The 14,949-nt window shown below is 42.1% G+C and carries 12 protein-coding genes, 1 tRNA gene and 1 pseudogene; 5 read left to right on the top strand and 9 right to left on the bottom strand.

Annotated elements, in window-relative coordinates:
• Positions 1 to 63: 63 nt before the first annotated feature.
• Positions 64 to 1,071 (bottom strand): nucleoid-associated protein YejK, encoded by a 1,008-nt coding sequence (yejK, locus tag AACS90_RS12435; protein WP_099122960.1) that lies wholly within the window; start codon positions 1,069 to 1,071, stop codon positions 64 to 66.
• Positions 1,072 to 1,348: 277 nt separating this feature from the next.
• Here yejK and AACS90_RS12430 point away from each other — a divergent pair, with 277 nt between their 5' ends.
• The 3 genes from AACS90_RS12430 to AACS90_RS12420 all read left to right on the top strand — a co-directional run bounded on the left by AACS90_RS12430 (position 1,349) and on the right by AACS90_RS12420 (position 3,502).
• A complete protein-coding gene (locus AACS90_RS12430) occupies positions 1,349 to 1,576 on the top strand; it encodes a YejL family protein (RefSeq protein ID WP_099110991.1) in 228 nt (75 codons plus the stop codon).
• Positions 1,577 to 1,607: 31 nt separating this feature from the next.
• A complete protein-coding gene (yejM, locus tag AACS90_RS12425) occupies positions 1,608 to 3,350 on the top strand; it encodes an LPS biosynthesis-modulating metalloenzyme YejM (protein ID WP_099122959.1) in 1,743 nt (580 codons plus the stop codon).
• A gap of 75 nt (positions 3,351 to 3,425) precedes the next feature.
• Positions 3,426 to 3,502: transfer RNA gene (locus tag AACS90_RS12420), tRNA-Pro, on the top strand.
• A gap of 558 nt (positions 3,503 to 4,060) precedes the next feature.
• Here AACS90_RS12420 and AACS90_RS12415 read toward each other — a convergent pair.
• Positions 4,061 to 4,758, bottom strand: a protein-coding gene (locus tag AACS90_RS12415) for an IS1 family transposase (RefSeq protein ID WP_099122958.1) whose coding sequence is annotated in 2 segments (ribosomal slippage) — positions 4,061 to 4,509 and positions 4,509 to 4,758 — 699 coding nt in all. Because the reading frame shifts where the segments join, the coding sequence is not laid out codon by codon here.
• Positions 4,759 to 4,818: 60 nt separating this feature from the next.
• Between AACS90_RS12415 and AACS90_RS12410 the strand changes: the two are divergent.
• Together AACS90_RS12410 and AACS90_RS12405 are read left to right on the top strand one after the other, a co-directional pair.
• A pseudogene (locus AACS90_RS12410) lies at positions 4,819 to 5,085 on the top strand (transposase); the annotation flags it as partial.
• Between the two features lie 355 nt (positions 5,086 to 5,440).
• A complete protein-coding gene (locus AACS90_RS12405) occupies positions 5,441 to 7,384 on the top strand; it encodes an acyltransferase family protein (protein ID WP_241538291.1) in 1,944 nt (647 codons plus the stop codon).
• 50 nt (positions 7,385 to 7,434) lie between these two features.
• Here AACS90_RS12405 and AACS90_RS12400 read toward each other — a convergent pair whose 3' ends face one another.
• The 7 genes from AACS90_RS12400 to AACS90_RS12370 all read right to left on the bottom strand — a co-directional run bounded on the left by AACS90_RS12400 (position 7,435) and on the right by AACS90_RS12370 (position 14,949).
• Positions 7,435 to 7,974, bottom strand: a complete 540-nt coding sequence (locus tag AACS90_RS12400) for a hypothetical protein (RefSeq protein ID WP_153043685.1) — start codon at positions 7,972 to 7,974, stop codon at positions 7,435 to 7,437.
• Complete coding sequence (locus tag AACS90_RS12395; protein WP_099122955.1) at positions 7,932 to 9,632, bottom strand: phage tailspike protein; 1,701 nt, start codon at positions 9,630 to 9,632, stop codon at positions 7,932 to 7,934. The genes AACS90_RS12400 and AACS90_RS12395 overlap by 43 nt, the downstream gene beginning before the upstream one ends.
• A gap of 108 nt (positions 9,633 to 9,740) precedes the next feature.
• The gene (locus AACS90_RS12390) at positions 9,741 to 11,969 is read right to left on the bottom strand and encodes a hypothetical protein (RefSeq protein WP_193757255.1); all 2,229 of its coding nucleotides are present in this window, start codon (positions 11,967 to 11,969) and stop codon (positions 9,741 to 9,743) included.
• On the bottom strand, positions 11,969 to 13,225 hold the full coding sequence (locus tag AACS90_RS12385) for a phage DNA ejection protein (protein ID WP_099122954.1): 1,257 nt from the start codon (positions 13,223 to 13,225) through the stop codon (positions 11,969 to 11,971). The genes AACS90_RS12390 and AACS90_RS12385 overlap by 1 nt, the downstream gene beginning before the upstream one ends.
• Positions 13,225 to 13,899, bottom strand: coding sequence for a DNA transfer protein (locus AACS90_RS12380; protein ID WP_099122953.1), 675 nt, complete (start codon positions 13,897 to 13,899; stop codon positions 13,225 to 13,227). Before AACS90_RS12380 ends, AACS90_RS12385 begins: the two co-directional genes overlap by 1 nt.
• A complete protein-coding gene (locus AACS90_RS12375; protein ID WP_099122952.1) occupies positions 13,892 to 14,272 on the bottom strand; it encodes a hypothetical protein in 381 nt (126 codons plus the stop codon). The genes AACS90_RS12380 and AACS90_RS12375 overlap by 8 nt, the downstream gene beginning before the upstream one ends.
• On the bottom strand, positions 14,272 to 14,949 hold the full coding sequence (locus AACS90_RS12370; protein WP_099122951.1) for a phage tail protein: 678 nt from the start codon (positions 14,947 to 14,949) through the stop codon (positions 14,272 to 14,274). The genes AACS90_RS12375 and AACS90_RS12370 overlap by 1 nt, the downstream gene beginning before the upstream one ends.

Raw genomic sequence — 14,949 nt, 5'->3', positions numbered from 1 at the left:
CCGCATTTGCGGCGTTATTTATTTCTGGCTTTTACGAAAACTTTAACCTTAAAATCGACAACATTAGTGATTATTACTACCACGACGTTGCAACTGATCCCGCAGATTTGGTGGCGTACCCTTAATCGTCAATGTATCCGTCGCCGGATCCCAGAAAATTCTTTCTCCAAGTAACATAGCATCAAAGTTAATCGTTAACCCGCCACCACTACCGGCAAATTTAGTCAATTGGCGCAACGTACTGCGATCTGCCGGGAAGCTCTCTTCCAAGTCGTAGTCTTGGCCTTGAGAAAATTGCTGAAAGCTCTGTTCACCTAATGGTGGTAATTCCTGCGATAATTCTTGCAGTTTAATCTCTTCGCCCGCCTGTAACTGCTCATTGCAGTAACTGTAAACTTGTTGGCGATAAGCCTGTCGCTCATTTTTATCAAGCTGAGCAGATTCGCAATAATCATCCACTGCCTGCAATAATCCTTTATTCTGCACCTTAGCATTCATTCCTTCACTGGCGGCCAGAAAATCCATGAAAAAGTCAGATACCTTGCGCCCTACCCTACCTTTCAGGAAAGTCAGATAACGGCAGGATTCAGGGTTAGTTTCCCATTCCGTCAAATCAATTCTGGCAACGATATCGGCATGAGGGATATCAAGATATTGTGTCGTATTGACATCCAGAGCCTCATCGACTGAAGTACTACTACAGCTATTCAGAACTGCGATTAACAAATACTCCACAGCCAAATATCGATATTGGCAAAATAATACCGTGCCACCTTCTGCAAACGGGTATTTTATCAGTTCATCTTTCAGACGAACGGTCGCAGCCCGGCTGAAACCTAAAAAATCTTCATTTCCCTTGCGCTGATGGCGAAGTGATTCAGCCAGCTCACTTTCATCACTGAACACACCATAAGCCTTGCTTTTAGCGCTATACACACGATGTAATTCAGCCATCATCTCTTCGACTACCTGATTGGTATCCAGCAGAGAATCCCGCAAAATCACTTCCAGTGTTTGTTCGTCACGTTTAATCAACTGATGTAACGCGATCTGGGTAATTTCCAGACTCATTATTTCTACTCCTTTTACAGCACTGACCTTCTGGGTATTGCAGTTAGCGGCGTATTCAAACACTGTTCCTTCTCTGCTGCAACCAAAAAACCCAATGATGGAAAAGTGTTCACAATTTAATTATTCGCGTTCCCCATATCACAGGCTAAAATGAGGCAGCAGACACAAGAATGGCAACAATTTGTACAATAAGGAAATTAAATTGTCATAAAAAAGCAGAAAATAGCCCCTCTATACGGTAATATATTGGGCTTTGTACATTCAGGATATTTGAGTCATGCCACAGTCATCTCGCTACAGCGATGAAAAAGTTGAACATTTATTAGCTGAACTAGTAAGTGTTTTCGAAAAAAACCACGTGCCTACCGATCTTTCATTGATGGTTTTAGGCAACATGGTCACGAATTTGATCAACACGAGTATTGCACCAGCCCAACGCAAACATATCGCAAACTCGTTTGCACACGCGTTACAATCTTCAATTAACGAAGATAAAGCGCATTAATTTTTCCATTAAAAAATTAACGTAAGAAAATATGGTGACTAACCGCCAGCACTATCGCGAAAAAGTTTCTCAAATGATCAGTTGGGGGCACTGGTTCGCTCTGTTCAATATCGTGTTCAGTCTTGTGCTGGGCAGTCGCTATTTATTCGCATCTGACTGGCCGGGTTCGCTGTTTGGTCGCATTTATGCGCTGGTCAGTTGGCTCGGTCATTTTAGCTTTATTGTTTTTGCCGCTTATTTACTAGTGTTATTTCCCCTGACATTTATTGTGATGTCACAGCGTTTACTGCGATTTCTTTCCGCAGCTCTGGCAACAGCAGGGTTAACACTACTGATATTTGATTCTTCCATTTATGTGCGTTTTCACCTGCACCTGACACCATTGGTATGGGATTTGGTTACTAATCCCGAGCAGGGTGAACGGGCAAGAGAATGGCAATTGATGTTCATCTGCATTCCACTTATTTTTCTGGTGCAGATGCTATATGGAACCTGGAGCTGGCAAAAATTACGCAGCCTGAATCGGCAAAAACTCGGTAAACCTGTGGCGGCTATCTTTATCACAGCTTTTGTGGCCTCCCATATGATGTATATCTGGGCAGATGCTAATTTCTATCGCCCTATCACCATGCAACGCTCAAATCTACCGCTTTCATACCCCATGACAGCGCGTAAATTTCTTGAAAAACATGGTTTGCTGGATAAAAACGAATATCAACGCCGTATCAGTCAGCAAGGAAACCCAGCTGCTCTGACCATTGAATATCCATTGAATAATCTGTCTTACCGTGATAGCGGCCGCGGCTATAATTTATTATTGCTGGTTGTGGATAGTCTGGATAATGGTGACATTACAGCAAATAAAATGCCATTCCTTGAGCGCTTCACAAAGAGTAACATTCAGTTCACTCAGCATTTTAGTACCGGTATGAAAAACGACACCGCATTGTTCGGTTTATTCTACGGTATATCATCAAGCTATCTGGATAGTATTCTTAATAGCCGAAAACCCTCAGCACTTATTGATGCCTTAACTCACCAAAAGTATCAGTTTGGTCTTTATTCATCAGATGGATTCCAGACACCTCTTTATAGGCAGGCTATTTTAACCGATTACTCGCTTCCCTACGAAGCTAACCCAAATGACAACCTGACTGTAGAGCAATGGCAGCAATGGCTAAATTCGCGTAATAATACTACACCGTGGTTCTCATTTTTAAACCTTAATGGTGTTTCTCCTTCGTCAATTCAGATTGATAAGAAAACACTGGATACTGAAATCAATCACGTTTTAGATACGCTGAAAAATAAAGGTATTCTGAACAACACCATCGTTGTTATTACTGCTAAGCATGGCAGTACCATCACAAACAACGATCCAAAATGGTTTATCGGTGACAAATTTAATCGTAAGCAAATGCATGTTCCATTGATCATTCACTGGCCGGGAACACCGGCACAAGTTATCAACAAACTGACCGGTCATCAGGATGTTATGACTACATTGATGCAGCGTTTATTGCACGTAAGCAACTCACCTGATGATTACTCTCAGGGAGAAGACCTATTCAGAGATCAAAGAAATATTCCTTGGCTCATTACCGGTGAAAACGGTTCACTGATCGTGACAACGACTGAAAACACAATTTATCTTTCCAAAGATGGGGATTACCATCTGTACGACTCAGATGGCAATGAAATCCAGAACGCAAAACCGAATCTTACTCAACTATTACAAATACTGACTGAAATCAAACGATTTTTAGCAAACTAATTGCCGATAAATCAATCACTCACTAAAGAAGGGACTTGCTTTGCAAATAAAAAAAGGTACTATAAGCAAAGTCATCGGCATGTAGCGCAGCCTGGTAGCGCACCGTCATGGGGTGTCGGGGGTCGTAGGTTCAAATCCTATCATGCCGACCAAATTTCCCTAGAAAAACCAACCTGTTACGGTTGGTTTTTTTATGCCTCCAATTTGATTGGGGTAAAATGAGGGTAAAATGGGGGTAAAATGGCCGACAAAAAATGGCAAAAGCTCCCTAACTTTGGAATGGATTTTGTTGTTGGCTAAAGGGGAATGAAATGCCTTTTTTCTTGCTGTTTTTTTTCAATAGTTCTGATTGATATTCATTAGAAAAAATATTCATTGACATCTTTTCTATACACATTGAAAAAAGATGAAGTTGCAAACATTCGTGACAATGACATATGCATGGACTACTCCTGTTGGCGTGAACCAATGTTAAAGAAGAAGTTTCTTGGATATTAATTCTGATTTTGTAACCAACAGAAATTGAACTGGTGACCTATTGATTACAAGTCAGTAGTTTTAATTTTAAATCAATCAGATACCGCATAAAATCACACTTTCACGTCCCAACATTGAAAAAGTTTAAAAAGGTTCGAAAAGCATTAGAAAACTTTTGTGTCTTCGCAAAAAATCCACATCATTCTGGGTCATGTTCCCAATGGTTAGATCGGTTATGAGATGTAGTATTCACGCTCAATGAACGTACCGACCACTTTGTCATGCATCTCTTCGGATTTGGAATAACCTATTGTCTTTCTATTCAGCCTCTTTATCCGGATACGAAGCGTAAGATTCGTTCTCTCGATACGTTGGGTAAATTTCTTTCCCGTGAGGTGTTTTTTCTTAGGCAGGCAATCGTAAACGGCATAATCATCTGTACAGTAAAACCGGATAGTAAAAGGAGATAGGAGTGCCAGCAGCTTTTTCAACGTTTTCCTGCTGCGATCCCCAAACACATGTGCCACTACCCGTTTCCTATTCGGCTCCCACGCATACCAGAGCCAGCGCTGATTTTTCTTATTACCGACAAATGACCACTGCTCGTCTATTTCACAGACAATATGAATTTCACTGCCCGAAAGCGGCAGCGTAGTTACTTGTCTTGGTGTGAGTTTTTTAATGTGCAAATGACCGTGTTAATACCGACTTTCAGAACCCGAGCCGTGTCCCTGACACCAGCGTTATTCATGGCCATATCAATAATTCGTTCTTTCATGCCGGGGTGGCAGGCTTGATAGGTATAGTTCAGTTGGAAGGTTTTACGGCAAGCATAGCAGCGATAGCGGGGGTGCCCAGTACGCCCTTTTCCATGCCCTTTAACCTCGTCTGTTTTATGACAGTAACGACAAACCACATCAACTTTAGCCATATCTCACCCAGAATAAAAAGTAAGGAGTTTATCACAATATCTAACTATTGGGAGCATGACCTCATTCTGGATGGGGCGGGTTACCATCAAGCCGAGTTGGTGAAAAATATTGCGTATGTCCTGAATATTGAATTGCATTACCTCCCACCTTACAGTCCAAACCTCAATCCGATAGAGCGATTGTGGAATTATATGAATGAGCAAGTGCGTAACAATATCTATTTTCCGGATGCGAAGACCTTCCGTGAAACCCTTCGTCACTTTTTTCATATCACTTTGCCAGAAAAAGCGAAAGAGCTCACGACTCAGGGCGCGAGCATACTTTGATTAATATTTATTCTCAAAATGTAAATTTTGTTCTTTAACCCTATGGTTTACTATAAAAGTTTAAAAAATTGTTTTTATGACTACATTTCACTCGATATAAATACTGTGAAATTTAATTTTTGAAAAATAATCATCTTTAAAAATCCATTAAAATAGTGTGCTCGCGCCCTGGCTCACGATTCGACTGACTGATAATTTTCAGATTTTAAAGCCTGCATCTTCAAGTTAGATTGGTATAAATCTATCGACATTATCATATCAAAACAAATTTTCTAGAAATTCGTTGTAGATTTACTGCATAATATAGTCCTTCCTTTTACCCTTCACTTTTCACAAATAAGAAAGATTTTATATTATGTTACTAAAATATAGACCTGATATCGATGGATTAAGAGCCATAGCTGTACTGCTCGTTGTGTTTTACCATGTAAGATTGCCAATTTCTGGCGGATTTATTGGCGTAGATGTCTTTTTTGTCATATCTGGATTTTTGATAACGTCAATAATAGCCAGTGAGATAAAAAGCGGAACATTCTCATTTGCTAATTTCTACAGCAAAAGGGCAAAAAGATTACTGCCGCCATTTATCTTTATGTTAATACCCCTTTTTGTATATTGCTGGTACAACTTACTGCCTGATGATTTGTTATCATTCTCGAAAAGTGCATTGTTATCCATGTTAGGAGTTAGTAACTTCTATTTTTATAATAATACTAACTATTTCAACTCAACAGACAGTGAACCACTTCTTCACACTTGGTCTTTGGCAGTAGAAGAACAATTTTATCTTTTTTGGCCCATAATTCTTATTATCTTATGCAAGAATAGAAAACCTCATCTAAACTCTATCATACTGTCTGTCATTTTAGTTTTATCAATATTTTCCTCTCAGTATTATGTCATCAACGATAAAAATCTAGCATACATGATGCTTCCGTTTAGATTTTTTGAACTAATGGCTGGAGCTATGCTAGCACTGAGTCGTGAATACATAAAAATGAGCGATAAGGCGACCGATGTTGCATCATTTGTTGGTTTATTGCTGATCACATTAAGCGCCTTATTTATTAATAAGGACAGTCAGTTCCCAGGATTTCTAGCGTTACCAGCTGTAGTTGGTTCGGTTATACTGATAGCAGCATGTAATCAAAATAAGGTAGGATTTTTTAATAAGGTGCTATCAAGCAAACTAATTGTATATATTGGGAAAATTTCATATTCTTTTTATCTCTGGCATTGGCCAATCATTTCACTTGCAATATATAGAGGAATTGAGTTAACAGCAGAAAATGCAATAATTATTATCTTAATTTCATTTTCTTTAGCATCATTTAGTTATCATTTTATAGAGCAGCCATTCAGGAAATTCAATTATAAAAAATTCACATTGCCATTACTTTATATTACCCCTGTTATTTTAATTTCATCACTGTATTTTATAATGGATTTAAATGATGGGTTCAAAAATAGATTAAATAATTTGGTAAATGAATTAAATGATTCAAATTCCCCTAATGTAGTAAGAAGTGAATGCATAGAGAAAATGAAAGTAGGTAACTATAATGAATGCTATTTAGGAGTGAAAAAAGAAAATCCAGACGGTATTTTTATTGGGGATTCATTTGGTAATGCATATTCTGGATTTATTAATGAACTTGCTAAAGATGCTGGAATAATGATTCATGACACAATGAAGAGTTCCACTCCTTCTATACCTGGTGTTTATGTTTCTAAATTCGATGTTAAAACAAGTAGCGAATTGGCGAATGAGATTATAAATTACACTAATCTTAGATCAGAAATGGCAAAGTCAGATAATATAAAATATGTGATAATATCAGACTTTTTTGATCAGTATAACGACGATAACAAATATTATAGGGTGTATGATGGGAAAGGATTTGATGTAAGTAAGTACGCACACAAAATGAGAAACGATTTCATTTCTGACTTAATAAGAAGAGGGAAGAAAGTTTACATAATAGCAAGACCATTCGGCGGGGTAAGTGAGAGCGATCTTAATAGGCTAGCCAATATGAAAATGAAAAGAGAAGACATTGGATCGGTTTACTTTCCATACGGGCAAGATAGGGAATCAAGAGAGGAGTATTTAATAAAAAATGAAGTCAAAGGAGTTAATTTAATAGACCCAAATGATGTTATATGCAAAAATGGTGAATGCTCTGCATCTATTGATAATGATATATTATTTAGGAAAGATGGCTATCACATAAACTATTCTTCATCAAAAAAACTGGGGAGCGAATACATAAAATCATATCCAAACCCGTTTCAATAAAAATAATCATAAAGGAACGCATTATTTTAATGTGCGCTCCTATTCATTTATTACTTCATTACGTTGACAATGTAGTTTATACCTTCAGTGAATTTATATGATGTTCCGCTTATATATAGCCCATAAACAACCTCGCCATCTACCACTGATGTATCATAAATACCTGTAATTTTACGTGTTTTTAATTCATCATCAATTAATATTGAATTTACAGTTGGTAATTTACCGCTAGGAGTTGAAACTTTCACCTTAACATTATCTCCTGCCACTCCATCTAGTGATTTAATTAAAATTGATGTCTGAAAAACATCACCAGAAGAAATATCCTGCCTGACATTTATTAAATCTTGTAATAACACAAGCCGTTCCCTTAGGAAAATATTTGATATTCCTACCGATATTAGATTTCTATTTTTATATGATGATATTAACGTTGACCTATCAAACAATATGTTCTGATATGTAATTACCCCTTCGCTATCAATATTAGATATAGAATTTATTGGTGAATCATTATCTGTCGATAAAACATTGAATACCACACCCTTTAATATATAACCTTTTCCGCTTCCAACGTTGGCTCCCCCCATCCCTTTGATGTGAAGACTCTGTTTTTTACTTCATGACTTCCTCCGCTAACAAAAATACCACCATAAGTGGCTCTACTATTCATGCTGAACGTATCGGCGCCTTTTGTATTACAGTTAATTATATCAACGTAGCAGTACTTACTTACTCCGCTATTTGCAATAATGGTTGGTATTGTTAGTTCAATTGGTTCGGATATTTCTCCGCTATGAACTATTTCAGCACTGCACCCGATGTACCTTGCTATTGACCTGCCAAAGGATAGCCTGCTAATAACGTGCATGCTAGTTCTCAATTTGTACGCCGTAACCCCAATGCACTCTATAATTGAATCATTGTTGGCAGAGTGATGAGATAAACCTACTGATGCACAGTTATAAACTTGTGCGCCAGTGACGTATACTTTTGATGAATTGGATGTGAATGCAGCTCCTAAAAATGTTGCCGCGCCATTAGCATAAGCATCCTTGTATGTTCCTCCAATTACTCTAACCGTCACATCATCATCCTCAGCAACAATGCAACCCTTTGAGCCGTACTTGGCATCACCTGAATCAGAATGACAGTTATAAAGGCTGGTCCCATGCTCATTAAATAGTGATGTTGATATCCCGCCGGCCCAAGAGTCCATTGCATATGAAGCGTAACCAAGGCTTCTCGGATTTGAATAGCAATTATGCAAATAAACTCTATTGCTGCTCATAGAGTATACCGTGCCAACAGATCCAGCTCTCTCAAAATGTGAGTTAAACACTGAAACACCCAAGCTTCTAACTATAAGCAACGCATGACCGCCATTTTGAGCAGCAAATGCCCTGCGAGCCTCATAGCTCAGTCCATCGCTAGCATCGGTATTGCCATAACCCTCTCCGCAAGAATCAATTCTTACATCTGATAATGTTATATTTTCGCAGCCATCAATTGTTAATGTTGTAGGATATCTTAATACCTCGCTAGATGTCCTTGGATTATAAGAAAAAATAAACCCATTTCTGATGGTGATATTCTTACGGTTATACAGCCGCAAAACCTTATCTAAAGGGACTGCATCACCTTGGTTAACGCCATTAACTGAATTGTAAACAGCGTAACTCTTTCCAACTAAATCAAGCGTTCCGTTATCTTTTATGCTGTTAATTGCCGATATTAATGCCTCAGTATCGTCGTTAATTCCATCTCCAATAGCACCAAAATCCAAAGGGCTAATTATTTCGGCGTTTTTGTCATGTTGTGTTCTGGCTACTGAATTTGGGTATGGCTGTTTTACTGCAATTAATGCGTCACCCTCCCCGTCACCATAACTACCAAGTCTTTGTTCAAGTCTATCTGGACTATATTTCAGTATGTTTGGGAAATAGAACTGCTGCGAACCATAACTGTCATAAACAGCCATAGAATGACCTTCTACAGTCACAAACTTACTAATTTGACCAGCATAAACCGGATACCCTGCCTGATTGATAATAATAGGCTGCATGGCGGGGATATATGAACCATCTTCACGCTCAATGTAAACCTCTATCTGATTATCGGGTATTGTGGGGTCGGTATCTACCTTACCAATATAAATCTTGCCGTGAGAGCACGCCTTAAAGGAACGTGCCATCGTGAATAACTGAGACGGCATGCTAACGACGACATTCGGTATTATTTCTGACATTGATTTGCTCCAGACGTACAGCATCCCAGCAAGAGATACTGTAGCGATGTTAAAATTTGGACGTAAAAAAGCCGCCGTTAAGCGGCATGACATGAGTAATGAATTAAACTACTCTTCTTGGTTATGGCTTATCCAACCAATAATGCCAACACGAGCCAGGGTGCGTTTATCTGCCTCAGGAAGAGAATCATAGAATGAACGCCATGCTTTTGAAGCTCTCAGCCTGGATTCATCGAACACCTTTCTGTATTTCCCCTTATCCTTGGGGAGTGGTAATGTGAGTCCTTTGGTTGCTTGCTGGAATTCTGCCGTTAAAATCAGCCGCTCAGCCGCCTCTGAAGAACCGGAACCGCCTGCTAATCGCGCTCTCGCGGCCAGCTTTTCACCGATAACCCCACCGGCAACCGCACCCAGTGGGCCGCCTTTAGCTCCTGCCATCGTACCTATTCTTGCGGCGTACTTCGCCATGAGTTCATGAGGGGCTGTCACCGCATCGAATCGCTGAGTGAAATCATTCAATCTACCTGTGGTGATTTCAAATGATTTTGCCCTACGAATCGCATTGGCCACTACATAGGTATCCTGCAGACCAGACATAAACTCACGCGGCATATATTGCGCTAAAGTGCGAAGATTCCCTGATGTGCGTAAATTCTGGTACCAGTCAGCAAATCCGGCCGGATTAAAATCTGCGCCACGCTTACCCGATGAAAGCATATCCCGAATAGCCGAGCCTGCCACCTCCTGACGCATTTGTCTTGTGGGCAGGTTGGTCATCAGCTCAGTAAACTGCTTAGCATTTCCTTTAGCGAGGGACGCGACAGCCAGAGCGCTTTTATTAGCAATATCGCCAGTGAGGTTCTTCCCTCTGAGCTGAACCATTTGCCCTTCCATGTTCTTACGCATCTGGACTAATCGCTGCGCGATTTCAAATTCCCGCCTGACTTCAGCCCCACCCAGAGCAACGCGCTGATCTGCTGATAATTGCCGATACAGATAACTCAATGCAGCCTCATCAGCATCCCGGTATGGGCCTCTATTCTTAAACAGCGCCTGTCCAGCCAGTCTTCTTTGCTTATTCAGGTTCGCATAGGTCAGTACACCCTCCGCGCCGGGATTGATGACTTTGAATACATTCTTCTCTACTGCATCAAGATTATCCCAGCCACCTAACTCATCGGCCTTTCTTTCCAGCATGGCTCCCGTGTTTTCAGCATTCACCTTGGTTCTTGCTGGCATGGCATTATCAATCCGTCGATAAAGATCATCACTTCTTCGCTCAAGCGCAGCCATGCGGTTATCAAATTGCCCGATAATTTTTTGATTAAGTGATAATGCATCAGGCACATTGGCAACATCATCAATCAACCTGCCTGCGCTTTCAGCAAGGCGACTGATTGATTTGTCCTCCTGAACTTTAAGTGCAGAACCGGGTCTTGATTTTATCGCTTGCTCAACCGCCTGATATTGTTGATTACCCGATAGCGTGGAAGGCAATAAATCTTCAACAACACCCAGCCGTTCTGCGGCTGCTCTGACGTCCTGCGCGGGTTGTGGATCAAGTCCTTTTAACGAGGATGCCAAATCGGGATTTTTCTGCGATGCCATGTGGCGCAGGGTTTCTTCAGGCGTGAGCACGTGTTCGGCTTCGGGTGATGGGTTGGGTGGATTTCCAGTACCGGCAGTCTCATCAGCACCTCTGAAGAATTTAGTTAACCCGGTTTTTTCGCCAACCTGATTGACTAATTTACCGATGTATGGCGAGGCATACTCAGCCACCGGGCCAATAGCGCCGCCGATAGCTGCGCCAACAAGCGGATCGCCTCCCGTTCCCTTTGCGACTAGTCCGCCTTCTACCGCTCCCGTTAATGAGGCCAGCCCTAATCTTCCCGGCGTGGTAGCAGCCAGATTGACTATTCCGCCACCGGAAACAAACGGCGCAGCCTGACCGACAAATTCTCCTATCTCCTGCGCAGTCGAATCCCTAGCTTTCATCTTGCTGTTGATGGCATTTATCTTAGCTTGCTCTTCCTGTGTGGGCTTTTCAGACCAAGGTAAAGCGTTTGTGATATCAACCGCGCCTTTTACCGCGCCCATGACAAAGTTATCGAACGTGTTGGCTTTCTCGAATATCGTGTCCTGTCTTTCATTCTCTTCCCTGCTGATGCCAAATGGTGGGTAAGCAGAATAGAACTGTTTTTTAGCGGCTTCGACATGATTCCCCGCACTTGGCGCGACAACGTCATTGAAGTACTGCTCTTGCGCGGCTGCTTGCTGCTGTGGATTCAGCGATTGGTATTCTTGAGAGGCCATAACATCCCGCCACGGTTTAGCCATTAGTCACCCCATAAACTTGAGTAGTTATTGCTGCTCCTTGCAGATTCGGCCTGATTATTTCTATATAAAGCTGATTCATCTTTATACTTGGAATTCAGTCTGTCCTGAGCTTGCGTTAGGGTGTTTTTAATCTCACTCAACGATCGCTTGGCCTCTTTCTCTGACATGCTTGAGCTTAAACTACCAATGGCAGCCTGCAATTTCGCACCCTCCGCATTCGACAACGCGCCCATTCCCTTCATCTGGCTCACCATTGACAGGAATATTTGCGAACCCAGCGTCTCTACCTGAGCCTGCGTATCGGCGGCATCCGTTCCCGGTATCCATCGGCTACTAAAGGGGTTGATATTAGTGCCAAAATAACCCGTAAATCCCGGACTGTTCATTATCCTGTCAGCGGCATCTATTGATCGTTGAGACGCTTCATAGGCAGCGGCATAATTATCATACCTATCCGCTTTAGCTTCACTGGCTTTCTTTTGTGCCTCTTGCTGCTTCATTAAGAGATCATCGCGCTTAATTTGATTGGTTTCATTGGATAGCTGGCGGTCAATGGATTTTTGAGCAAACTCAGCCTTCTGTATTTCCCTGTCGAGTCTGGCATTTTCTGCTGAAATATCCTGACCACGGATCTGAATAGCTTGCCCTCTAGACTGAAAATCCTCTGACGCTCTGTTGCTTCTCATGGATTCAGCCAATCTGCCACGGTCAATTTCCCGTCCCTGTTGCTTATCCTTAATGTTGTAATAATCATCAACACCAAGAGAACTCATACCGACGGCATCTATTGTCTGCATTAGCCCGTCAGGGTTTGTTTGCATCATATGCATAAGTTCCTGAGGACTTGAGCCTATCGAGTCCAAAGCCCCAGAATGATGAATAGCAACCTGAGCTACAGCCTTTGGATTTCCAGACTGCATGGCGACTCTTAAATCTCTGGCTGCATTACCTAAAGCCATTCGGTGATCCGCATCCTGAATACCGATGGCTTTTTGTATATCATCCATAAACTGGGGATTTCTCCCCATTAACGTATTCATTGCCTGCGGGTTTCCCCATGCTTCACGTAGATCATTCTGGAACTGCTGACGCTGTTGTTTCTGTAATTGCTGATCTTGCATTTGCTGCTGCATGTGCATGTTCCTCATGTTGAGGCCAGTTAACTCAGCCTGTCCCAATCTGTTCTGCGTTTCTTGCAGCGCTTCTTTTCTATAATCGGGTATTAATGCGTTGTAATAATTAATGGGTTGCAGCATCAGAACATCCCTCCCATCATGTTACCCATGATATTCCCCGCAAAGTTACCGAACTGGTTCATATCTTGGGCAGAAGCGTTATTGATACTATTGAGAGAACTGCCAGCAACCTGCCAAGGAAGCGCCCTTCTTCCGGCATTTATCGCCCCTTGCTGCCCATACAAAGTGCCCATCGCATTCGCATTGCCCGCCGAAGCAGCAGACTGAGCACCGGCACCAGATAAGCCAACGTTAGTCAAACCCATTAACTGGTTATACATATCCTGCTGTTGCCCCTGCATATTGCCGAGATAATGCTGAACCAGACCCGGTGTTATAGCAGCCAATGCATTCCCATTTGACGATGATCCAAGGCCGCCAGTGGCCTCTGCTGAGGCTAGCTGTTGATATCGGGCCTGGTCTGCCATCATCTGATATTCAGGGCCTTGTAGATAAGCAGATGTTAATGCATTACGATCAATGGGTTTGCCTGCAATACCTTGCAATCCTTCCAGTCCAGATAATCCGGCTTTCCTAAATGGCTCAAGCAACTCAAGCTGCTTTTCGTACATCGCCATTTGATTGTCCATTGCCCGGTCATTTGAACGGGCCTGTTCTTTAGCGCCCTTCCGTGCGCCAATGCCGCCCAGCACATTGCCCGCAATGTTACCCACTGCACCAATGGCATTACCCATAATAGTCTCCCGGCTCACGCCACATGATAAAAGAAGTCACTACTCTGCCGTCCGTCAATGGGATCAGTTGCTTTGTGGGTGACGAGAAGCCCATCTTTGCCGCGTAATGACAGACATGCTCTCTATCAACCAGAATGGCCGCCCTGAGCTTATAGTTACCGAACCGTTTTAGAATGGCAGCACCCGCAATCCGGCTGTCTTTGCGCCTGTGTTTATCCATGGCTATATGGATGTCATAAAATCCGTCTTGCTTGACCAGAGCGAATACACAACACCCCTCCCATAAATAGTATTCAGCGCCGGGTTCTACCCATGACGGAACGCCCCACAGCCGCATCAGCTGTGAGCCGGTTATTTTGTCTATTTTTGTCATTAGTTGATAAGTCCGTGAGACCTCAATGCATCCTCATACGCTTTGCACCTTTTGGCGAGCGATGTGACGGCATTCATGAGGGATTGAATAGTCGATTGGTCGTAAGTTTCACCGGCGCTCCATGATAGGTTGGCATCAATCGCCCCTTTATTTACCGAGCCGGTCATTGCGGTGAATCCCGTGACCCTTTGACCCACCACATTAAGGCCATTGATTAGGTAGTTGTTTTTGACATCGATGGGGGACGAGATAACCTGCGTTGCTGTGGCTTTCTTGGAGACATAGTCAACTTTTATTTCAGATATCTGGCCGTCTATGTCCTGTATCTTTATCTTCAGGCCCTCAACATCATGCTCGACATTCAACACCCTGACGTCCAGTTTTGCTAAGTCTTCCTCTGCTTTGGTGATCCTGATTTCGTGGTCTTCTAGCGTTTCTTCAGCCTGAGTGATTCTTTTCCCATGATCATCAAGGAGGATATCCTGCTCGTCATTTTTAGCCTGAGCATCATAAGCCCCGTCTCCGGCCTGATTCGCCTTGTTTGCCACATTACCTAAATCTGTACCTTGCTGAACAACATAAAGGAAATAAGGCTGAGAGAAGTTAGCAGGAAGAAGCGTGGCATCAATGCGGCTTGCCTGTATTTCGACAGGATTTTTGAGATTATTATCGGCCAT

This window comes from Xenorhabdus sp. KK7.4 (genome assembly GCF_963876465.1).
GTDB lineage: Bacteria > Pseudomonadota > Gammaproteobacteria > Enterobacterales > Enterobacteriaceae > Xenorhabdus > Xenorhabdus stockiae.
Note: the sequence above shows the minus strand (reverse complement) of the source record. Positions and strands in the feature narration are given on the sequence as shown.